The organism is Xenophilus arseniciresistens (assembly GCF_028023875.1).
GTDB classification, from domain to species: Bacteria; Pseudomonadota; Gammaproteobacteria; order Burkholderiales; family Burkholderiaceae_C; genus Xenophilus; species Xenophilus arseniciresistens.
The window spans coordinates 35,951-58,368 of sequence record NZ_JAQIPB010000014.1 but is presented as its reverse complement, the minus strand read 5'-3'; the positions used below and the strand labels follow the sequence as shown (position 1 = coordinate 58,368).

The window sequence follows — 22,418 nt, the reverse complement described above, 5'->3', positions numbered from 1 at the left end:
ATCAGGCCGTGAGCTTGCGCGGGTCATGGCGGCGGGCGCGGCGGCGCAGCATCAGCAGCACCGACAGGGCCACGGCCATGGCGCCCAGGGTTTCGGGCTCGGGCGTGCTGGGAACTTCGGCGCCCAGCGCGTTGTTGCTCACGCCCTGGGGCAGGGGCAGCGGCTGGTTCACGCCATCGACCGAGCCGCTGGTGTTGCGCACCACCTTGTCCACAGCGATGAAGCTGGTGTATTGGGTCAGCAGGCTGTACTTCAGGCCCAGGTCGGTGATGGCCTGGCGCAGGTCGTCGCCCGCCTGCAGCGCTTCCTGGTCGCTCAGCGCCGCGATGCGGTGGCGGGCCCACAGCGCGCGCAGCGCGGGCGTGCTGCGGGGCGTGTCTGCGTCGATGCGGATCTGCTGCTGCCACGGGCCGCTGGCGCTGCGGCCTTCGAGGGTGATGCCGCCGGTGGGCTCGCCGCGCCACTTGCCGAACACGATGACGGGGCGCTCGCCCAGCACGTCGGGCAGTTGCCTGGGTTCCACGTCGTACACGTCCAGGCCGTTGAAGGTGGCGCGCACGTTGGTCAGCACGGGCGATTCGACCATGCGGCGAAAACGCGCAGCCTGCTCGGGCGCCTGCACGGGGTCGGTGATGATGAAGGGCTCGCCCATGCCGGCGCGGGCCAGGCCTTCCATCAGATGCCGGTTGACCGACGAGCCGATGCCGAAGGAAAAGAGGTTGGCCTTGTCCAGGTTGCGGCGCACCAGCTCGAAGGCTTCGCGCTCCACGCTCACGTAGCCGTCGGTCACCACCACGATGCTGCGCGACACGCCTTCGGCCTTGGGTTGTGCATACACGCGCTTGAGCGCCGGGATCAGCTCGGTGCTGCCGCCGCCCTGGTAGCGCTCGATGGTGGCCAACGCCTGCGCGATGTTGGCGCTGGTGGCGGGCACCGATTTGTCGTTGAGCATCTTGCTGCTGCCCGAGAACAGCAGCACGTTGAAGGTGTCGCTGGGCCGCAGGCCGCCAATGAGGCGCTGCAGCACCTGCTTGGCGGTGTCCAGCGGAAAGCCGTGCATGGACCCCGAGATGTCGACCACGAAGATGTAGTCGCGCGGGCTGATGGCGCTGGCGGCCACGGCCTTGGGCGGCTCGATCATGGCGAGGAAGAAGTTCTCGGCACCATCACCCTGGCCCTTGTGCAGCAGCAGGCCCGACTGAACCTGCTCGCCGGCCAGGCGGTAGTCGAGCACCACGTCGCGGTTGTCCTGCGGGCGGCCATCGCTCTTGAGCAGCACCTCGGCATGCCGGTCGCGCTCGGTCTTCTTCACGTCGATGGCGTGGGTGCGCGAGCGCACTTCCTGCAAGCCCATGGGCGTGTCGATGCTGGCCTTGAACGTGAACTGCGTGGACGGTGCGACGCCTTCGCGCAGCGTAGGTTGCGCGACCCACTTGGCCTGCGCGTTCTCCGATGAAGGACTGAGACGTGCCCCCACGCTCGGCACTTCGTGTCCTCGCTGCCCCCCGAGGGGGCCGACGCCAGCTTGGGGCGGCCCGGCGCTGGCGTAGCGCGGCCCCACCACCGTCGGAAACACGAACTGGTAGTTGCCGCTTTGGGGCACCAGCAGTTCTGTGTAGCGCAGTTCCACCTTCACGTCGTCGCCGGGCAGGATGTTGGCCACGTTCATCTGGAACACGTTGGGCAGGTGCTGTTCCAGCAGCGCGGCGGTCTTGCCTTCGGTCTTGGCGGTCTCGTATTCGATGCGCGCCTGCTGCTTCTCGCGGATCTGCGCCGTGATCAGCCGGTCGGCCAGGCGCACGTTCAAGCCGCCCACCGCCGCCCGGGTGGAGCCGGGGAACACGTACTTGGCTTCGATGGGCCGCGTGCCTTCGTTGCGGTAGCTCTGCGTGACGGTCACGTCGGCAATCACGCCGGCGATGCGCACATCCACCTGCGTGCTCTTGAGCGGCAGGCGGTCCAGCTCGGGCGAATCGCTCTTGACGAAGAAGTAGGGGCTTTCGGTCTTCTCGCGCGGTGCCGGCTGGGCATGCACCGGGCGCAGGGTGAGCAGCGCGAAGCAGCCCACGGCCAGGCCCATGGTGGCCAGCCAGAGCGACACGCTCCTGCAGCCGCTGGGCCTTTCCTGGGTGCAGCGCTGTTGCTCCTGCTCTTCTTCGTTTGTGACGCTGTGCATGGTCGTGTTCCTTCCCGATGGTTGTGGTGGTCGGTAGCGCCACTGTCCTTTTCGCAAGAGAAGGCATGAGGAAGGAAAGAAGAAGCCGCCTTGCGCACGACGGCGCTGTGTGAAGTCCGTGTGAAGTCCTGGTGCGCGGGCGCGCCCGCAGGCTTCATCGCTGCTTCGGCTGTGCGGTCGACCATGCAGGCCACGCCATGACACAACCCGAAGAGGAAAGAACGATGCTCAACGTCAAAACCCTGCGCCATTCGGCGCTTGCCAAGGTGGCCGCGCTGATCGTGCTGATGCTGCTGCTGTGCATTCCGCTGGGCGAGATCGGCAGCCTGGTGGCGGAGCGGCGCGGCAGTCGCGACGAGGCCGTGCAGGAACTGGCCGCCACCCATGCCGGCGCGCAGACGCTGACCGGGCCGCTGCTGCTGCTGCCGTGGACGGAGCACTGGGTCGAGGACCAGCGCAACAGCGAAGGAGAAATCATCGGCCAGGTGGCACGGCACAAGCGCCGCCAGACCCTGCTGATGCCCGAGCAGTTGCGCATCGAAGGGCAGATGCTGCCGGAGTCACGCTACCGCGGCATTTTCGAAGTCCTGTTCTACAAGCTCGACGGCCGCCTGAGCGGGCGCTTCCAGATCCCCACGCAGCCGCCCGCGCCCACCGAGAAGGGCGGGCGGCTGGAGATGGGCATGCCGATGCTGGCGCTGTCGCTGAGCGATGTGCGCGGCATCGTCGGCATGCCGCAAGCCACGCTGGGCGGCCTGACGCTGAAGTTCCGCCCCGGCATTCCGGGCGTGCCCGGGCAGGGCATCCATGCGCCGCTGCCGCCTGAAGCGCTGAAGGCGCTGCAGGCCGGCCCGGGCTTCGACATGAAGCTGCAGCTGGTGGGCCAGAACCGCCTGGACATCGTGCCGCTGGCCGAAGACACGCAGGCGCACCTCACCTCGCCCTGGCCGCATCCGGCCTTCGGCGGGCGTTTTCTGGCCAGCGAGCGCACGGTCACCGACAGCGGTTTTGATGCGCGCTGGCAGATCTCGTCGCTGACCAGCGATGCGCGCTCGCAGCTGGCACGGCACCTCAAGGCCGAGGCGCCGACGGCGCTTTCGCCCGCAGCCGCCTGCGATGGGTCGGTAGGCTGCGCGGCCAGTGCCGCCACAGCGCAGGCCATGCAGGCCGCGGACTACGGCGCCGCCGAAGCCGCGCGCGCATCCACGGGCAGCATCGACACCTTCGCCGTCTCGCTGGCCCAGCCGGTGGACGTGTACACGATGAGCCACCGCGCCGCCAAGTACGGCGCGCTGATCATCGGCCTGGTGCTGCTGGGCTGCTTCATGTTCGAGCTGTTTCGCCAGCTGCGCCTGCATCCGGTGCAGTACGGGCTGGTCGGGCTGTCGATTGCGCTGTTCTTTTTGTTGCTGGTGGCCCTGTCTGAAAAGCTAAGCTTCTGGCAGGCCTATGCGCTGTCCGCCTGCGCCAGCGTGCTGCTGCTCATGGCCTACTTCAGCGCGGTGCTGGGCAGCGCGCGGCGTGGCCTGGGACTGGGCGCCTTCGTGGGCGTACTCTATGCCGCGCTGTACGGCCTGCTGGCCTCGGAAAGCAACGCCCTGCTGCTGGGCGCGCTGCTGACCTTCGGCATGCTGGCCACCCTGATGCTGCTGACACGGAACGTTGACTGGTATGCGCTGTCCAATGGCTCCGATCGCCCGGGCATTCGCCCCGCCGCACCCGCTGTCAAAAGCTGAAGCCGGCGCTTACTTTTGAAGAACAACATGACTTTTCTCTCTCGGATCCAGGCCCTGGCGGCCGCGCCGCGCACCCGCCGCATGCTGCTGTGGGGCCTGGGCGGGCTGCTGGCCCTGGCCGTGGCCGGCGTGGTGACGGCCGGCGTGGCCTTTCTGCTGGTCTCGCGCCAGTTGCCCGACGTGTCTTCGCTGGCCGACTACAAGCCCAAGCTGCCGCTGCGCGTGTTCTCTGCCGACGGTTCGCTGATCGGCGAGTTCGGCGAGGAGCGCCGGCAGCTCGTGCCCATCGATCAGATGCCCAAGGTGCTCAAGGACGCCGTGCTGGCCACCGAGGACGCGCGCTTCTACCAGCACGGCGGCGTGGACAGCAAGGGCCTGATGCGCGCCCTGGTGGCCAACCTGTCGGGCGGCCGCGCCCAGGGCGCTTCCACCATCACCATGCAGGTGGCGCGCAACATGTTCCTCAGTTCCGAACGCACGCTCACGCGCAAGTTCAACGAGGTGCTGCTGGCCTACAGGCTCGAAGAGCGGCTGACCAAGGACCAGATCCTGGAGATCTACCTGAACCAGATCTACCTGGGCAACCGCGCCTATGGCTTTGCGGCCGCGGCGCAGACCTACTTCGGCAAGCCGGTGCAGCAGTTGACGGTGTCGGAAGCGGCCATGCTGGCCGGCCTGCCCAAGGCGCCCGGCACCAACAACCCGGTCAACAACCTTCGTCGCGCCGTGGCGCGCCAGCAGTACGTGATCAACCGCATGCACGAGACCGGCTACCTCAGCGCCGAAGAAGCCGACGCGGCCCGTGCCGAGCCTTTGAGACTGCGCGACCCGGCCGACCCGCAGCGCGTGCGCGCCGAGTTCGTGGCCGAGATGGTGCGCCAGCAGATGGTGGCGCAGTACGGCGACGAGGCCTACACCCGCGGCCTGAAGGTCTACACCACGCTGACCGATGCCGACCAGCGCGCAGCCTATGGCGCGCTGCGCGAAGGCATCATGGACTACGAGCTTCGCCAGCCCTGGCGCGGGCCCGAAGGCTTCGTCAACCTGCCCGAGGACACACAGGACGAGAAGGCCCTGGACACCGCGGTGGACGACGCGCTGGGCGACCACCCCGACAACGGCGACCTGCGGGCCGCGGTGGTGCTGCAGGCCGACGCGAAGAAGCTGCGGGCCGTGCGCGCCAATGGCGAGACGGTGGAGATCACGGGCCGTGGCCTGCAGCTGGCCCAGCGCGGGCTGGCTTCCAAGGCGCCGCCCAACCTGCAGATCAGGCGCGGCTCCATCATTCGCGTGATGCAGACCGAAGGCAAGACGCCGTCCTGGACCGTGGCCCAGCTGCCCGAGGTGGAGGGCGCGCTGGTGGCACTGGACCCGCGCGACGGCGCCGTGCGCGCGCTGGTGGGCGGCTTCGACTTCAACAAGAACAAGTTCAACCACGTCACGCAGGCCTGGCGGCAGCCGGGTTCGGCCTTCAAGCCCTTCATCTATTCGGCGGCGCTGGAAAAGGGCTTCATGCCCACGACGGTGGTCAACGACGCGCCGCTGGTGTTCGAGGCCGGCAGCACCGGCGGCCAGCCCTGGGAGCCCAAGAACTACGACGGCACCTATGAAGGCCCGATGAGCCTGCGCGACGCACTGTCCAAGTCGAAGAACCTCGTGACCATCCGGGTGCTGGATGCCATCGGGACGCAGTACGCGCAGGAATGGATCGCGCGCTTCGGCTTCGAGGCCGAGAAGCATCCGGCCTACCTGCCGATGGCCCTGGGCGCAGGCGCCGTCACGCCGCTGCAGATGGCCAGTGCCTATTCCGTCTTCGCCAACGGTGGCTGGAAGCTGCCGCCGCTGCTGATCACGCGCGTGACCGACCACCGCGACCAGGTGATCGAGGAATGGAAGCCGCCGGTGCTCGACCAGATGCCGCGCGCGATCCCCGAGCGCAATGCCTTCGTGATGGACACGCTGCTGGCCAGCGTGGTGAAGAACGGCACCGGGCGGCGTGCGTACACGGCGCTGCGCCGCGACGACCTGTACGGCAAGACCGGCACCACCAACGATTCGCACGATGCCTGGTTCGCCGGCTTTGCCAGCACGCGCGTGGCCGTGGCCTGGATGGGCTACGACACGCCGCGCCAGCTGGGCGTGCGCGGCGAAACCGGCGGCAGTCTGAGCCTGCCGGTGTGGACGCGCTACATGCAAAGCGCGCTCAAGGGCGTTCCCGTGGCCGCGCTGAAGGCGCCCGAGGGCGTGCTGGACGCGGGCGGCGACTGGACCTTTGCCGAGTACGCGCATGGCGGCGGTGTGCAGCAGCTGGGTGTGGAAGAGGCCCCGCTGTACCCGCCCCTGTACCCCGTGATGCCCGGCGGCCAGGTGCCCGGCTTTGGCAGCAGCGTGCCGGCCGAAGCCTATGGCGCGGGCCCGGCACCGGGCGCCCCGCCGCCGCCTTCATCGCCCGAGCGCAACCGGATCCTGGACATCTTCCGCTGACGCGGCCGCCTGGGCGTTTCATTCACTCATCGCGTGTGGGTTCCACGCGTTGCGCCGTGGTCGGCAGCGTGAGCACGGCCAGCGCGCCACCGCCTGCGGCGTTGGCCAGCTCGATGCGGCCGCTGTGCAGGGTGGCGATCTCCTGCACGAAGGCCAGGCCCAGGCCCGTGCTCTTCTTCTGGTTGTGCGGGCGGGCCAGCGAATAGAACTTCTGGAAGACCTTGTCGCGCGCATAGTCGGGAATGCCGGGGCCGTGGTCGCGCACGCCGATGCGCGCCTGGCGTGAGCTGCGCTCCAGAGAGAGCAGCACCTCTGCGCCCACGGGCGAGAAGTCGATGGCATTGGCCAGCAGGTTGGACAGGGCCTGCTGCAGCAAGAAGCGGTCGCCTTCCACGGCCGCGTCGCCGCGCAGCTGAAGGCGCACGTGCACCTGGCGCTGGCGCGCCGCGGCGCCCGCGCTGGCGGCCACTTCTTCCAGCAGCGGACGCAGCGGCACCACCGCCACGCGCTCGAGCACCCGGCGCGCCTCCAGCGCCGTCAGCTCCATCATGCGGTCCACGATGTGCTGCACGCGCAAGGTCTCGCGCTCGATGTTGGCCAGGAAGCGCGCGCGCTCCTGCGCCGGCATGCCTTCTTCCTGCAGCAGCTCGGCCGCGCCGCGGATGGCCGAGAGCGGGCTCTTGATCTCGTGGGTGAAGGTCTGCACGTAGTCGGCCACGTAGTTGCGGCCCGTGACGGCATCGCGCATTTCATGCACGGCACTGCGCAGCATCGTCAGGCCCTGGCGCGCCATGCGCAGCGGATGGAAGCCGCGCTGCGTGCGCAGCCAGCGGATGTAGTCGGCCGTCAGGCCGAAGGGCCGCACCAGCCACACCGAGACGATGATCGCGAACACCAGCAGCGCCACTGCCGAGCCGATGCCCACCCACAGCGTGCGCGCCCGCGCGTCTTCGACGAAGCGGCCGAAGCTCTGCACCGGCTTGCCCACGCTGACCACGCCCACGATCTCGCCGGCCCAGCGGATGGGCGCGCCCACGTAGAGCACCGAGCTGCGCGGGTCGCTTTCCACGTCGCGCGTGGCCCGCGCGCCGTACTGGCCCGCGAGCGTGCGCGCCACGTCGCGCCACTGCGAATAGTCGGCGCCCATGGCGCGGCCCATGGAATCGAAAAGCACGCGGCCGTTGCGGTCGGTCACGTACACGCGCAGCTCCACCTTCTGCTTGTGCAGGTTGTAGATCTGGGCCGAGAACTCGCGGCCGTAGACCGACTGGAACAGCGGCACCAGGCGCTGCACGTTGATGGCGCCGGCCAACACGTCCTGCTCGATCAGGCTGGCCAGCAGCTGGGAGGTTTCGACCTGCGACTCCTCGGCCGATTCGCGGTAGCGCGGGTCGATGTCCTGCATCACGCTGTACAGCAGCGCGCCGATGCCCGCCGCATAGATCAGCAGGATGCCGATGAAGATGCGGGTGCGGCGCGAGATCAACGCGGCCCCCACGGCGGCACGCGGGCCTGTGCCTCAGCGGGCGGGCAGGTCTTCATGCAGCGCATAGCCCGTGCCGCGCAGCGTGCGGATGGGTTCCACTTCGGGCGCCACCGCGCGCAGCTTGGCGCGCAAGGTCTTGATGTGCGCGTCCACCGTGCGATCGAAGCTCTCGCTCGCGTCGTCCCAGACCTGGCTGAGCAGTTCGTCGCGTGTGAACACGCGCCCGGGCCGCTGCACCAGCAGGCGCAGCAGGCCGTATTCGTAGCGCGAGAGCTCCAGCGGCTGGCCGTAGTAGCGGATCAGCATGCGCTCGTGGTCCACCACGAAGGGCAGCGGCGGCATAACAGCCGCGGGCGCAGCCGAAACCGAAACCGTGGGCGGCGCTGCGGCCGGCGCGGAGATGCCCGCGCGCTGGCTGCGCCGCAGGATGGTGCGCACGCGCGCCACCAGCTCGCGCGGTGAAAAAGGTTTGGCGATGTAATCGTCGGCGCCCAGTTCCAGGCCCACCACGCGGTCGATCTCGTCGCTGCGGGCCGTGAGGAAGACCATGGGCACCTCGGGCAGGGCGCGCTCGCGCAGGTGGGCCTGCAGTTGCTTGAACAGCTCGAAGCCGTTCATGTCGGGCAGGCCCACGTCCAGGATGGCCAGCGCGGGCAGCTCCTGCCTGAAGCTTTGCAGGGCCGCTTCGGCCGTCTCGCACCACACGGGCGTGAACCCGTCGCTGCGCAGCACGTACTGCAAGGTGTCGGCAATGCCTGATTCATCTTCGACGATCAGGATGCGAGGCTTGGAAGACATGGTGGTCGATGGTAGCGGGCCGTACGCCCCGGCCGACCGAGATGGAACCTTTGTGCGGCATCGCAGCCCAACAGGGGTTCATATCGCCGCCAATTCACCCAAAACATTCAGGAAAGGTCTCTTAGACATGAATCCCCAGGACAGCCGCAGCATCGTCACGCTCTGCCTGATGGCCGCTTTTGCCGACGGCAGCAAGCATGACCGGGAGCGCGAGGAAGTCAGGCGCATCGCCGAAAGCCTGGCCCAGGCCGGGGACATCCATCTGCCCTCGCTGTATCAGGACGTTCTGCTCAAGCGCCAGACGCTGGCCAGCGTGGCCGCTTCGCTGCAGGACGAGGGCGCGCGCCACCTGGCCTACGAGATGGCCGTTTGCGTGTGCGATGCCGACGGCGGCCAGAGCGAGGCCGAGCGCCAGTTCCTGCGCGAACTGCGCGACGCGCTGAAGCTCGACGGCCGCGAGGCGCAGGCCATGGACGACGCAGCCGAAGCGCTGGCCCAGGCACCCGTGGACGCTCCGGTGCCGCCGCTGGCCGGCGCCGCAGCCAGCGCCGCCTTGCCCGTGCCGGTGCCCGCCGATCTGCCGTCGGCCGGCTCCACGGCTCCGGCGCCAAGCCGCCCCGCGGTGGATGAGGCCGCGATGGACAAGCGCATCCTCAATGCAGCCATCCTCAACGGCGCGCTGGAGCTGCTGCCCGAAAGCCTGTCCACGCTGGCCATCATTCCCCTGCAGATGCGCCTGGTCTACGGCATCGGCAAGGAACACGGCTACGAACTGGACAAGGGCCACATCAAGGACTTCCTGGCCACGGTGGGCGTGGGCCTGACTTCCCAGTACCTGGAGCAGGCGGGGCGCAAGCTCATCGGCGGTCTGCTGGGCAAGGTGGGTGGCGGCATGCTGCGCGGCGTGGGCAAGCAGGCCGTGAGCTCGGGCATGAGCTTCGCCACCACCTATGCGCTGGGGCATGTGGCCAAGCGCTACTACGGCGGCGGCCGGCAGCTGTCGACGCAGATGCTCAAGGACAGCTACGCCAGGGTGGTAGCCCAGGGCCAGCAGTTGCACGCCACCTATCTGCCCCAGATGCAGGAACAGGCCCGCACGCTGGACACAGCCAAGGTGATGGCCATGGTCAGGGGGCGTTGACGGCCCGCTCGTCCTTCGGCCCCGGGCTGAAGCAGGTGCAAGGAAGCGGCCCTCGGGCCGCTTTTTTTTTGCGCCTGCGAACGACGCTGACGCGGCACAAAGGTAGACACGCCGTCCTGTGGAGAAGCCAGGCCGGGCCGCGCCGGCCGGTCATCCGGGCTGTGGATGAAGATGTGGAATAAAGGCAGGATTGCTCCCCGCGTGGCGCCCTGCCGCAGGGCCGCCGAGCTCGCCTGCGCAGTTCACCCACAGGTAAAGATGCACTTACCCACAGACTTGTCCTTTGACGCTGCGCTTCTGATCTGGGATATGGCCGCCGCTGCATCCAGCTGTGCACTGCTGAATTTGCGGGCAATCCGTTGAAAGTCTTTTGTTTTCAATGAGTTATGGCGTGTTTACAAAAATGGACCCAACTTGTTCACAAAGTTGTCCATGTTTTATGGGGAGAAGATCAAAAACAAGGCAGCTTTTGCGTGCGGCCTGCTGCCTTCCGGCGCTGAGCCCCAGCTCGACGGAAAGCGCCTGGGAAGCCAGGCATGCAAGGTTGGGGCGCATCCGTCGGATGCGATCGGATCCGGATGACACGCGACTCGTCCGTCGCGCTCATACAGGCTGGCTGGTTGCTTGGTTTCGCGGCACCGGACATTGCTGACGGCAAAAGCAGAGGGGCCCTTTTTTTTCTGCGGCGCATGTTCTGCTTTCTTCCCAGTTATTTCTTCTATTTCTGATTAGTAGTAGTAGATAAGGACGCGCAGATTTGTGGATAACCGGCTTTTTCCCTGGGCTGACAAGCCGTTGCGTCAGCCGCAAGCATGTGCACAGCGCCTGCGCGATGCGCCGGCCGGAGTTGAACAAGATTGAGCAGCTGCCGGGCGCTGTGGACAGCTCGCACTTTGGGCTGAAGATATCCCCAGCTTTATCCTTTGACGCGGCGTCTTCTTTCTGGGATGGGATGGAAGTGGCCCTTTTCATCCATTGCCCAAACGACAGGCAACTTGTATTAAGTCCTTAAGAATCAAGGGCTTGCAGAATCCCTACAGCCCTGGCCCCAAGTTGCCCACAAAGTTGTTCAAGTTTTGTGGGGAGAACGTGCAGGCCATGAGCGAGCGCCTGTTCAAGAGGCAGCCTGCCGCGCGCTGAAAGACACCCAGCCTTGAAGTCCCGGGCAAGGCCTGCGTCGGTCGCACACGGCCGCGTCCTGGGCCGTGCATGGCGGCCCCGGCGCCCTTCAATGTTCACACGGAGCCAAAAAGAAAAGCGTTTACCAAATGGTGTCGCCTGGCGGCGAGCGCTGCAGAGCTTCACGGAAGGCAGCAATCCCTTTTTTTTAGGGCCGCGGCGCTCTCTTTGTTTTGCTAATTTCTTCTATTTCTAATTAGTAGTAGTAGATAGGCATGCGCCGCCGCTGTGGAAAACCTTCTTTTCTGCTGGCGCGACAGCCGCTTGCAGCAGGTGGAAGGATGTGTGCAGGCCTGCTTCCAGGGTGATACGCGCGCATGAACAAGATGCGCCGTGCCCGCTGTGCTGTGGATAAGCAGGGTCTTGTGCCGGAAATGTCCCCAACTTTGTCCTTTGACACTGTCTCCAGAATCTGGGAAAGGGGCCGGCCAACGCATTCTGTGCACTGCACAAAATTTCATCAATGTGTTGAAAGTCTTTTGAAATCAATGGGTTGCGAGCTTCTTACAACCTAGCCCGCAACTTGCCCACAAAGTTATCCAGTCAATGTGGGGAGAAAGGGGCGGATCGCCGGTCCCTCCACGCTCGGCCTGCGCTTGGCGAGCACGCGCACCCGCGCTGGCTGTGTTTTGCGGCAGGCCAGGAAAAAGCACGAGCCGTGGCTCTGAAGAAGGCGGATTTTTTCAGGCGAGGCTGCGTCGCCTGACTTGTTCATGTCGGCGTCACGGGCGCAAGGGCGCGACGCCGATGCAAAGGCGTGGCTGTGGAAAGCACCGCTTTATGCAGTGCTGACGAGCACTTGGGGTGCGAACAAGGCTGTGAATAGGTCTGGAATAGAAGCCATCGCCTCCGCCACGGGTGCTCGGCGCCCCACGCCGAGCTGTGGATAAGCCATGGACTTCTGCCTGGATTCTCCCCAGAGTTGTCCTTTGACAGCCTGTTCGGATTCTGGGAAAGCAATGCGCCGGCAAAACTGTGCACTGCGGAAAAAAGTAGCAGTCTGTTTAAAGTCCTGCTAAATCAACAACTTGCGACGCCTTTACAACAAAGCCCGCAAGTTGCCCACAAAGTTATCCAGCTGATGTGGGGAGAAATCGGGGAAAACCCGCCCTTCGCTTCAGGCCTCGCCCGCCAGGTCGTCCAGGATCGGGCAGTCCGGGCGGCTGTCGCCGTGGCAGCAGTGAACCAGGTGAGCGAGGGTCTGCTGCATGGACTGCAGCGCAGCGATGCGCGCCTCCAGATCGCCGAGGTGTTTCTGGGCGATCTGCCGCACGCGGGCGCTGCTGCGTCGGCGGTTGTGCCACAGTCCCACCAGCTCGCTGATGTCTTCCATCGTGAAACCCAGTTCGCGCGCACGCTTGATGAAGCGCAGGGTGTGGATATCCGATTCACCATATTGGCGGTAGCCACCCTCGGTGCGCGGCACCGAGGCCAGCAGGCCCAGGCCTTCGTAGTGCCGCACCATGCGCGCAGACACGCCCGAGCGCTGGGCGGCCGTGCCGATGGAAACCGGCGCGCCCGCCTGCGAGTGTGCTGCGGTGGCCATGGCGCTCAGCCCTGCTGGACCTGATAGCCGGCTTCGGCGATGGCCGCGGCGAGGGCTTCGCGGGGCTGGCCGCTGCGCACGTCGACCCGGCCCGTGGACAGGTCCACGCGCACGGCGGCCTGCGCATCCAGCGTCTGCAGGGCGTCTTCGATGGCACGCACACAGTGCTGGCAGCTCATGCCCTGGACCTGGAAGTGATGGGCGTTCTGCGAATCGGGGTTCATGTGAAAAGACTCCTTGTGCCGCATCGGCACGGTGCAACGCAGGAAAGAGAGGGAAGGAAGGAAAGGCCGGTGATCATCAACCTTCTCATGATGTCAGAGTCAAGCCCTTTGTGCTTCACCCGTGCGGCAGCAGGGATGCCGTGCGAGCAGGCTTGACCTTCTCATGATGAGAAGCTTTAGGCTCCAAGCATGCACATCGATCCTCCATCCTCTTCTTCAGCGGCGGCGGCCACGGCAGCGTCGTCTTCCTTTGACCTCGGCGTGGAAGGCATGACCTGCGCGTCCTGCGTGGCGCGCGTGGAGCGTGCCCTGGAACGCGTGCCCGGTGTGGCCCGCGCCAGCGTGAACCTGGCGACGGAGTCGGCGCGCGTGCTGGCCGACCTGCCGGCAGGCGATGCCGAGGCCGCGCGGCAGATGCAGGCGCAGCTGCATCGTGCCGTGCGTGCCGCCGGCTATGCGCCGCGCGCGGCCGAGGCAGCGACGAAGGAGGCTTCGGCTTCACCATGGGCTGGCTTCGGTCCCGTGGCGGCAGGCCTGCTGCTGTCGGCGCCGCTGGTGCTGCCCATGCTGCTGATGCCGCTGGGCCTGAGGTGGATGCCTTCGCCCTGGCTGCAACTGCTGCTGGCCGCGCCGGTGCAGTTCTGGCTCGGGGCCCGCTTCTATCGCGCGGGCTGGCATGCCGCGCGCGCCGGCACCGGCAACATGGATCTGCTGGTGGCCATCGGCACCAGCGCGGCCTTCGGCCTGTCGCTGTGGCTGTGGTGGCGCAGCGCCACGGGCGCGCATGCGGGGCATGAAGCGCTGCATCTGTACTTCGAGGCTTCGGCCGTGGTGATCACGCTGGTGCTTCTGGGCAAGTGGCTCGAATCGCGCGCCAAGCGCCAGGCCACGGCTGCGATCCGTGCACTGCAGCAACTGCGGCCCGAGACGGCGCACCTGCTGCAGCAGCGTGGCGCGCGGCACGAGGAGGTGGACGTGCCGATCGCCGAAGTGATGGTGGGCGACCGGCTGGTGGTGCGGCCGGGCGAGCGCGTGCCGGCCGATGCGCAGGTGCTCGAAGGCCAGTCGGCGCTGGACGAAGCCATGCTCACGGGCGAGCCGCTGCCCGTGCCCAAGCAGGCGGGCGACCGGCTCACGGGCGGCTCGGTCAATGGGGAAGGCCGGCTGGTGGTGCAGGTGCTGGCCACGGGCGCCGAGAGCGTGTTGGCGCGCATCATCCGGCTGGTGGAAGACGCGCAGGCGGCCAAGGCGCCGATCCAGCGCCTGGTCGACCGGGTGGCGGCTGTCTTCGTGCCGGTGGTGCTGGTGCTGGCGCTGCTGACCTTCCTGGCCTGGTGGCTGCTGCTGGGCGCGGGCGTCGAGCAGGCCCTGATCCATGCAGTGGCGGTGCTGGTGATTGCCTGCCCCTGTGCGCTGGGCCTGGCCACGCCCGTGGCCGTGATGGCCGGCACCGGCACGGCGGCGCGGCACGGCATCCTGATCAAGGACGCACGCGCGCTGGAGCTGGCGCATCGCGTGGACACGGTGGCTTTCGACAAGACCGGTACGCTCACGCTGGGCAAGCCGGCGCTGGTGGGTTTCGAGCCCGTGGCGGGCGTGGCCTCCGAGGCTGCGCTGGCGGTGGCCGCTGCGCTTCAGTCGGGCAGCGAACACCCGCTGGCGCGCGCGGTGGTGCAGGCGGCGCGCGAGCGTGCGCTGGCCGTGCCACCGGCCCAGGCCGTGCGCGCCGTGCCCGGCCGCGGGGTGCAGGGCCAGGTGCAGGACCAGGCCGGTGAATGGGCCATCGCCAGCCTGCGCTGGTGCGAGGAACTGGGCGTGCCGGTGGATGCGGCGCTGACGCAGCATTGGGCGGCGCAAGGCGCTTCGCTGTCTGCGCTGCTGCGACTGCCCCAAGCCGACGGCAAGCCGCAGCTGCAGGCACTGCTGGCCTTCAGGGACGAGCCCAAGCCCGGCGCTGCGCAAGCCGTGGCCAGCCTGCGCGCGCGGGGCCTGCGCGTGGTCATGATCTCGGGCGACAACGAGGCGGCGGCGCGCGCGATGGCCGCGCGCGTGGGCATCGCGGCCGAGGACGTGCGGGCCCAGGTGCTGCCGGCCGACAAGGCCCAGGCCGTGCAGCAGCTGCGCCAGGGCGGACACACGGTGGCGATGGTGGGCGACGGCGCCAACGACGCACCGGCCCTGGCCGCGGCCGACGTGGGCATCGCGATGGCCAACGGCACCGACGTGGCCATGGAAGCGGCCGGCATCACGCTGATGCGCGGCGACCTGACGCTGGTGGGGCAGGCCCTGGACCTGTCGGACCGCACGGTGGCCAAGATCCGGCAGAACCTGTTCTGGGCCTTTGCCTACAACGTGGTGGGCATTCCCTTCGCGGCGGCCGGCCTGCTCAGTCCGATCGTGGCCGGCGCGGCCATGGCGGCTTCGAGCGTGAGCGTGATGGCCAACGCGCTGCTGCTGCGGCGCTGGAGGCCGCGGCAGCAGCAGCAGCGCTGACCGGATGTGATGCTCAGGCCAGGGCCGGGTAGTCGGTGTAGCCCTTCTCGCCGCCGCCATAGAGCGTGGCCTTGTCCAGCGCGTTCCAGGGCGCCTTTTCGCGCAGGCGGCGCACCAGGTCGGGGTTGGCGATGAAGGGGCGGCCGAAGGCCACGAGGTCGTCGCCTTCCTTGACGGCGGTTTCGGCCAGGGGCAGGTCGTAGCCGTTGTTCACCATCCAGGCAGCCTTGCCGCCCGCGGCGCGGTAGGCGGCCTTGAGGGCTTCATAGTCGAAGGGGCGGTCCTGCAGCTCGCGCGGGCCGCCCGTGGCGCCTTCGATCACATGGACGTAGGCCAGGCCCAGTGGCGCCAGTTGCCGGATCACATGGTCGAACAGCGGCTGCGGGTTGCTGTCCACGATGTCGTTGGCGGGCGTGACGGGCGACAGACGGATGCCGACCTTGCCGCCGCCCACGGCATCGACCACGGCGCGCGTGACTTCCAGCAGGAAGCGGGCGCGGTTCTCGATGGAGCCGCCGTAGTCGTCGCTGCGCTGGTTCGCGCCGTCCTTGAGGAACTGGTCGATCAGGTAGCCGTTGGCGGCATGGATCTCCACGCCATCGAAGCCCGCGGTTTCCACGGCATTGCGTGCGGCCACGGCGTAGGCCTGCACGATGCCGGGGATTTCTTCGGCGGCCAGGGCGCGCGGCACCGAGGTTTCGGTGAAGGTGGGGACGCCGTCCTTGATCAGCACGGTCTTGGTCTTGGCCGCCACTGCCGAGGGGGCGACGGGCGCGCCGTTGTCGGGTTGAAGCTCGGTGTGCGAGACGCGGCCCACATGCCACAGCTGCGTCACGATCTTGCCGCCGGCCTTGTGAACGGCGTCGGTCACCTGCTTCCAGCCGTCCAACTGCTCGGTGCCGTACAGGCCCGGCACGTCGGCATAGCCCTGGCCCTGCTGGCTGATGGCGGTGGCTTCGCTGATCAGCAGCCCGGCCGTGGCGCGCTGCGCGTAGTAGGTGGCCGTGATAGCGCGCGGAATGGCGCCCGGCGAACGGTTGCGCGTGAGCGGCGCCATGACGATGCGGTTGGCCAGTTGCAGCTCACCGGCTTGCACGGGGTCGAACAGAGTGGGCATGGAAGAGAAAAAGCGAAGGTGGAAGTCGTGGAAGAGGTCCACCGTGCGTGCCTGCCGGCCCTTTGGAAAGAAGGCGCGAGGCAGCGCGGTGGAGGGCCGAGCGTAGTGCAGCCCGTACAACCTTGCTGCAGCGCCAAGTGCGCCGCGGTGGTAGAGCAGCGGCGCGGCTCAGCGCCCCAGAACGTGCCAGGCCGCCTGGGCCACCAGCGCCATGGCCAGCAGGGCCGTGCACGCCTGCCAGAAGCGCACCGGATGCCGTTGCACCAGCGGCTGGCGCCGCGGCCGGGTGAAGGCTTCACCGGGCGCGCTGAGGTCGAAGACGAATTCGGAGACGGCTTCCTGCCGCCGGTGGGGCTGGGGGTGCAGGGCCTTGCGCAGCACGGCATCGACCCAGGCCGGCAGGTCGGGGCGGTGCGTGCGCAGCGATTCATAGCGCAGCGCCTGCACGTCGCGGCTGTGGCGCACGCGCGTGACCTGCAGCCCGTAGGGCAGCTCGCCGCTGAGCATCTGGTAGCACAGCACGGCCAGCGAGAAGAGGTCGGAACGGGCATCGCCGCCCTGGCCGGTGAAGTACTCGGGCGCGCTGTACTGCAGGCTGCCCGCGGGCGTGTCGGGGCCGGGTGCGGCGGCTTCGTCATGCAGGCCGGCCACCCAGGCCGAGCCCAGGTCGATCAGCTTCACGGTGCCCTGGGGGTCGATCATCACGTTCTCGGGCCGCAGGTCCTGGTGCAGCATCTCGCACTGGTGCAGGGCCTGCAGGCCGCGCGCGAGCTGCGTGACCAGGCCGCGCACGGCATCCAGGCCGGGGCGCGGATGGTCCACCATCCACTGCGCCAGGGTCTGGCCCTGCACATGTTCGAGGGCCACGAACAGGTGCTGGCGCGCTGGTGCCTGAAGCGCGCCGAAGGCCTTGATCACATGCGGGCTGTCCACGCGCCGGGCCACCCATTCCTCGAGCACGAAGCTGTCGAGGTGGGCGGCGTTCTCGCGCATCTCCGTGGCCGGCACCTTGATCACGGCCTGCAGGCCGCTGTGCGAGTCAACGGCCAGGTGCACATGGCTGCGCGGGCCCACGTGCAGTTCGCGCACCAGGGTGAAGCCTTCGAACTGGCTGCGCGGCGCCAGCGCAGGCGGCAGGGCCAGTCCTTCACGCCGGGCCTGCAGCGAGCCGCTGCCGTGCGTGGCGGCGGGCAGGGCGTCGATGCGCAGGATCTGCACGGTGGCGTCGTCGGCGCAGCCCGGCGTGCTTTGGGCCTGTGCGACCAGCTGGCGTGCGGCTGCGTCCAGGTCGTCGCCCTCGCAGGCCGCCAGCGCCGCATGCACGCGCGCGGCGTCCAGGCCCGCGCAGGCGCCGTCGGTGGCCAGCAGGTACAGCTCGCCGGCTTCGGCCGGCCAGCAATGGTGGTCGATCTCCACCGAAGCCTGGGCGCCCAGGGCCCGGCCCAGCAGCGTGGCGCCATCGCCCAGGTTCACGCGATGGTCCTGCGTGAGCTGCTCCAGGGCCTGGGCATGCACGCGGTACACCCGCGAGTCGCCCACGTGGAACAGGTGCAGGCTGCGGTCCTTGAGGATCAGTGCGCTGAAGGTGCAGACATGGCCGCGGTCGCGGTCCAGCCGCGCATGGCTGTGGCGGTCCTGCGCATGCAGCCAGGCATTGGTGGCTGCCAGCACGCGCAGGCCCGCGCGGCGCACCGACCAGGCCTCGGAGGTGGCGTAGTAGTCATCGAGGAAGCAGCGCACGGCCGCGGCGCTGGCCACCTGGCTCACGGGGCTGGAGCCGATGCCGTCGGCCACGGCCAGCGCGATGCCCTTGCGCGCGAGCAGCGCGCCGCCGGGCAGCATGGCGCCATGGAAGTCCTGGTTGAGCGCCTTTCCCGGGGCCGCCGCGGAGTGCTGGCCCAGGCTGACCTGCAGGGTGCGCGGGCTCACGCGCGCGGGGCTCAGGCGGCCTTGCGCTTGGGGGCCGTCTTGTAGTGCGTGGAGTACAGCGTCAGGCCCACGAAGGTCAGGCCGCCCACCAGGTTGCCCAGCACGGTGGGGATCTCATTCCAGATCAGGTAGTCCATGATCGTGAAGTTGCCGCCCAGCAGCAGGCCGATGGGGAACAGGAACATGTTGACGATGCTGTGCTCGAAGCCCATGTAGAAGAACACCATCACGGGCATCCACATGCCGATGGCCTTGCCAGACACCGAGGTGGACATGAAGGCCGCCACCACGCCGGTGGACACCATCCAGTTGCACAGCACGCCGCGGATGAACAGCGTCAGCATGCCGGCGGCGCCATGGGCCGCATAGCCCACGGTGCGGCCTTCGCCGATGTGGCCGATCTTTTCGCCGATGGCATTGGGTGCTTCGGAGAAGCCGAAGGTGAAGATGATGGCCATGAACACCGCCACCGTGAAGGCGCCGGCGAAGTTGCCGCAGAACACAAGGCCCCAGTTGCGCAGCACGCCGGACCAGGTGGCGCCGGGGCGCTTGTCCAGCACGGCCAGCGGCGCGAGCGTGAACACACCGGTCAGCAGGTCGAAGCCCAGCAGGTACAGCAGGATGAAGCCGACCGGGAACAGCATCGCGCCAACCAGGGCGTTGCCGGTGTTCACCGTGACGGACACCGCGAAGGCGGCCGCCAGCGCCAGGATGGCGCCGGCCATGTACGAGCGGATCAAGGTATCGCGCGTGGACATCAGCAGCTTGGATTCGCCAGCGTCGACCATCTTGGTCACGAATTCGGTGGGGGCAAGGTAGGCCATGGATCTCTTCCGGAAAGCAGGGTGGGGACGGGGTCAGTTCAGTTCAGGGCCACGAGCACGCGGCCGTCTTCGACACGCACGGCGTGCACGCGCACCGAGTGCTCGGGCGCTTCCAGGCATTCGCCGGTGGCCAGGTCGAAGTGGTTCTTGTAGAGCGGCGAAGCCACGACGACGCGCTCGCCCAGGCTGCCGACCAGCCCGCGCGAGAGCACGCTGGCGCCGGACTTGGGGTCGATGTTGTCGATGGCCGCGAAGCGATCGTCGGCCAGCCGGAACACGGCCACGTGCCGGCCCTCGACCAGCGCGCACACGCCGGTATGGGGCACCACGTCCTCGGCCGCGCAGACGGCGGTCCAGCTCAGGGTCTTGGTCAACATGCGTGCTCCTCAGGCGGTGGCGGTGGTGTCGGGCGTGCGCTCTTCGGGGCGCGCAGGCCGGATCTGACCGCGCTCCTTGACGAAGACGATGCGCGCATCGGGCACTTCGCTGTTGACGAAGCTTTTGAAGCGCTGGCGCACGGCCGGCGTGGTCACGGCGGTCTTCCATTCGCACTGGTAGGTGTCCACCACGTGCTGCATCTGGGCCTCGAGTTCGGCGCCGATGCCCAGCGAGTCCTCGATGAGCACCTGCCTGAGGTAGTCCAGCCCGCCTTCGAGGCTTTCGCGCCAGGTGCTGGTGCGCTGCAGCCGGTCGGCCGTGCGCACGTAGAACATCAGGAAGCGGTCGATCAGCGCGATCAGCGCGTCCTTGCTCAGGTCGCTGGCGATCAGCTCGGCATGGCGCGGCTTCATGCCGCCGTTGCCGCACACGTAGAGGTTCCAGCCCTTGTCGGTGGCGATGATGCCCACGTCCTTGCCTTGCGCCTCCGCGCATTCGCGCGTGCAGCCCGAGACGCCGAACTTGATCTTGTGCGGCGCGCGCAGGCCCTTGTAGCGGTTCTCCAGCAGCACGGCCAGGCCGACGGAGTCGTCCACGCCGTAGCGGCACCAGGTCGAACCGACGCAGCTCTTGACGGTGCGAAGCGACTTGCCATAGGCGTGGCCGCTCTCGAAGCCGGCTGCGATCAGCTCTTCCCAGATCAGCGGCAGCTGCTCCAGCCGCGCGCCGAACATGTCCACGCGCGCGCCGCCCGTCACCTTGGTGTACAGGCCGTACTTCTTGGCCACCTGGCCCACGGCGATCAGGCCGTCGGGCGTGACCTCGCCGCCGGGCATGCGCGGGACGACGGAGTAGGTGCCGTCCTTCTGGATGTTGCCCAGGAAGTAGTCGTTGCTGTCCTGCAGTTTGGCCAGCTGGGGCTGGAGCACGAACTCGTTCCAGATCGAGGCCAGCACGCTGGCGGCCACGGGCTTGCAGATGTCGCAGCCCAGGCCCTTGCCATGCCGGGCCAGCAGCTCGTCGAAGGTCTTGATCTGGCCCACGCGCACCAGGTGGTAGATCTCCTGGCGCGAATAGGCGAAGTGTTCGCAGACGTGGTTGTTCACGGCCATGCCGCGGCGACCCATCTCGAACTTCATCACCTGCGTGACCAGCGGCACGCAGCCGCCGCAGGTGGCGCCGGCCTTGGTGCAGGCCTTCAGTTCGCCGATGGTGCAGGCGCCTTCGCCCACGGCCGCGCAGATCTGGCCCTTGCTGACGCTGTTGCACGAGCAGATCTGCGCGCTGTCGGGCAGCGCCTCCACGCCCAGGCCCGGCTTGGCCTTGCCATCGGAGGAGGGCAGGATCATGAACTCGGGCTCGTCGGGCAGCGCGATGCCGTTGAGCGCGGTCTGCAGCAAGGTGCCGTATTCGTCGGCATTGCCCACCAGCACGGCGCCCAGCAGCGTCTTGCCGTCTTCGCTGATCACCATCTTCTTGTAGACCTGCTTGCGCTCGTCCACGTAGTGCAGGCTCTGGCTGCGCGGGGTCTTGCCGTGGGCATCGCCGATGGAGGCCACGTCCACGCCCATGAGCTTGAGCTTGGTGCTCATGTCGGCACCGGCGAAGGCGGCATTCGCGTCGCCGGCGATGTGCCTGGCCGCCACGCGCGCCATGTCGTAGCCCGGCGCCACCAGGCCGTAGACCATCTCGTTCCACGAGGCGCATTCGCCGATCGCGTAGACATTGCGGTCGCTGCTGCGGCAGTGGTCGTCGATGACCACGCCGCCGCGCGGGCCGATGGCCAGCACGCATTGGCGGGCCAGCTCGTCGCGCGCGCGGATGCCGGCCGAGAACACGATCATGTCGGTCTCCAGCCAGGTGCCGTCGGCAAAGACCATGCGATGGCGCGCGGTGGCGCCGTCCACGATCTCCACCGTGTTGCGGCTGGTGTGCACCTGCACGCCCAGGGCCTCGATCTTGTGGCGCAGCACGCGTGCGCCGCCGTCGTCCACCTGCACGGCCATCAGCCGCGGCGAGAACTCCACCACGTGCGTCTGCAGGCCCAGGTCGCGCAGCGCCTTGGCACATTCCAGGCCCAGCAGGCCGCCGCCCACCACCACGCCGCTCTTGGACTTGGCGCCCGAGGCCTTCATGGCCTCCAGGTCCTCGATGGTGCGGTAGACGAAGCAATGCGGCCTGTCGCGCCCCGGCACGGGCGGCACGAAGGGAGCCGAGCCCGTGGCCAGCACCAGCTTGTCGTAGGGCAGCACTTCGCCGTCGGCGGTGGTGACGGTCTGGTCGCGCCGTTCCACGGCAACGGCCCGGGCCGCCAGGCGCAGCGAGAAGCCGGTCTTTTCGAAGAAGCCCGGCTCCACCAGCGACAGGTCCTCGGCCGTCTTGCCGCTGAAGAATTCGGACAGGTGGACGCGGTCGTAGGCTGCGCGCGGCTCTTCGCACAGCACCGTGACTTCGGCCTGGCTCAGGCCCTGCTCATGCAGCTGCTCTAGAAACTTGTGGCCAACCATGCCGTGGCCGACAACGACGATTTTCATGGGGGGTTCCTGCACACCGGCGCGTTCTTGCGGCAGGCCATGGCGCTTCCTGGATCAGGGCCACGGCGCAGTTCGGGTGCAGAGCACCCCCGCGCGATCACGTCAGTGAATCGGGTGGAAACAGGCAAATCGGTGCTGCGCAGGCGCAGGCCTCCCGTTTGCTCGAGTTCCGCCGTCGTTAGCGGAGGTGGGTGAGCCCGCGGCGACCATGCCGGGGCTCGGAACAGTTAAAGCAAGTTCGATGCCTGCTCAGAAATTGTCGTCAGAAGCGCTTTGGACTGGCAATGTCTGCAACTGTTGCCGCTTGCAGGATGAAAAACGCCCCGTGCCTGTGCGCCAGGGCGCCGGGACGGGGCGTTCTCGCGGCGGCCAC

14 protein-coding genes are annotated in these 22,418 nt (G+C 67.9%); 4 read left to right on the top strand and 10 right to left on the bottom strand.

Annotation, left to right across the window (positions count from 1 at the left end; all coding sequences use genetic code 11):
• Position 1: 1 nt before the first annotated feature.
• Positions 2 to 2,080: a VIT and vWA domain-containing protein gene (locus PGB34_RS22475; protein WP_271430408.1), complete on the bottom strand. Its 2,079-nt coding sequence runs from the start codon at positions 2,078 to 2,080 to the stop codon at positions 2 to 4.
• Positions 2,081 to 2,400: 320 nt separating this feature from the next.
• Between PGB34_RS22475 and creD the strand changes: the two genes are divergently transcribed.
• Both creD and PGB34_RS22465 read left to right on the top strand, forming a co-directional pair.
• Positions 2,401 to 3,912: a cell envelope integrity protein CreD gene (creD, locus tag PGB34_RS22470; protein WP_271430347.1), complete on the top strand. Its 1,512-nt coding sequence runs from the start codon at positions 2,401 to 2,403 to the stop codon at positions 3,910 to 3,912.
• Positions 3,913 to 3,939: 27 nt separating this feature from the next.
• On the top strand, positions 3,940 to 6,396 hold the full coding sequence (locus tag PGB34_RS22465; protein ID WP_271430346.1) for a penicillin-binding protein 1A: 2,457 nt from the start codon (positions 3,940 to 3,942) through the stop codon (positions 6,394 to 6,396).
• Positions 6,397 to 6,418: 22 nt separating this feature from the next.
• Here the strand turns inward: PGB34_RS22465 and creC are convergent, their stop codons facing one another.
• Positions 6,419 to 7,879 (bottom strand): two-component system sensor histidine kinase CreC, encoded by a 1,461-nt coding sequence (creC, locus tag PGB34_RS22460; RefSeq protein ID WP_271430407.1) that lies wholly within the window; start codon positions 7,877 to 7,879, stop codon positions 6,419 to 6,421.
• 36 nt (positions 7,880 to 7,915) lie between these two features.
• Positions 7,916 to 8,680 (bottom strand): two-component system response regulator CreB, encoded by a 765-nt coding sequence (gene creB / locus PGB34_RS22455; RefSeq protein ID WP_271430345.1) that lies wholly within the window; start codon positions 8,678 to 8,680, stop codon positions 7,916 to 7,918.
• A gap of 127 nt (positions 8,681 to 8,807) precedes the next feature.
• On the opposite strand from creB, the gene PGB34_RS22450 reads away from it, so the two are divergent.
• Positions 8,808 to 9,821 carry a YcjF family protein gene (locus tag PGB34_RS22450; RefSeq protein ID WP_271430344.1) on the top strand — a complete coding sequence of 338 codons (1,014 nt, stop codon included), beginning with the start codon at positions 8,808 to 8,810 and terminating at the stop codon, positions 9,819 to 9,821.
• Positions 9,822 to 12,117: 2,296 nt separating this feature from the next.
• On the opposite strand, the gene cueR is transcribed toward PGB34_RS22450, so the two are convergent.
• Together cueR and PGB34_RS22440 are read right to left on the bottom strand one after the other, a co-directional pair.
• Positions 12,118 to 12,546, bottom strand: coding sequence for a Cu(I)-responsive transcriptional regulator (gene cueR, locus PGB34_RS22445; RefSeq protein WP_271430343.1), 429 nt, complete (start codon positions 12,544 to 12,546; stop codon positions 12,118 to 12,120).
• Between the two features lie 5 nt (positions 12,547 to 12,551).
• A complete protein-coding gene (locus PGB34_RS22440) occupies positions 12,552 to 12,770 on the bottom strand; it encodes a heavy-metal-associated domain-containing protein (protein WP_271430342.1) in 219 nt (72 codons plus the stop codon).
• 189 nt (positions 12,771 to 12,959) lie between these two features.
• Between PGB34_RS22440 and PGB34_RS22435 the strand changes: the two genes are divergently transcribed.
• A complete protein-coding gene (locus PGB34_RS22435) occupies positions 12,960 to 15,263 on the top strand; it encodes a heavy metal translocating P-type ATPase (protein ID WP_271430341.1) in 2,304 nt (767 codons plus the stop codon).
• Positions 15,264 to 15,276: 13 nt separating this feature from the next.
• Here PGB34_RS22435 and PGB34_RS22430 read toward each other — a convergent pair whose 3' ends face one another.
• The 5 genes from PGB34_RS22430 to nirB form a co-directional block, all read right to left on the bottom strand.
• Positions 15,277 to 16,380, bottom strand: coding sequence for an alkene reductase (locus tag PGB34_RS22430; protein WP_271430340.1), 1,104 nt, complete (start codon positions 16,378 to 16,380; stop codon positions 15,277 to 15,279).
• Between the two features lie 168 nt (positions 16,381 to 16,548).
• Positions 16,549 to 18,309: a bifunctional protein-serine/threonine kinase/phosphatase gene (locus tag PGB34_RS22425; RefSeq protein WP_271430339.1), complete on the bottom strand. Its 1,761-nt coding sequence runs from the start codon at positions 18,307 to 18,309 to the stop codon at positions 16,549 to 16,551.
• 11 nt (positions 18,310 to 18,320) lie between these two features.
• A complete protein-coding gene (locus PGB34_RS22420; protein ID WP_271430338.1) occupies positions 18,321 to 19,133 on the bottom strand; it encodes a formate/nitrite transporter family protein in 813 nt (270 codons plus the stop codon).
• A gap of 38 nt (positions 19,134 to 19,171) precedes the next feature.
• Positions 19,172 to 19,510 (bottom strand): nitrite reductase small subunit NirD, encoded by a 339-nt coding sequence (gene nirD, locus PGB34_RS22415; RefSeq protein ID WP_271430337.1) that lies wholly within the window; start codon positions 19,508 to 19,510, stop codon positions 19,172 to 19,174.
• Between the two features lie 9 nt (positions 19,511 to 19,519).
• Positions 19,520 to 22,045, bottom strand: coding sequence for a nitrite reductase large subunit NirB (gene nirB / locus PGB34_RS22410; RefSeq protein WP_271430336.1), 2,526 nt, complete (start codon positions 22,043 to 22,045; stop codon positions 19,520 to 19,522).
• Positions 22,046 to 22,418 lie beyond the last annotated feature (373 nt).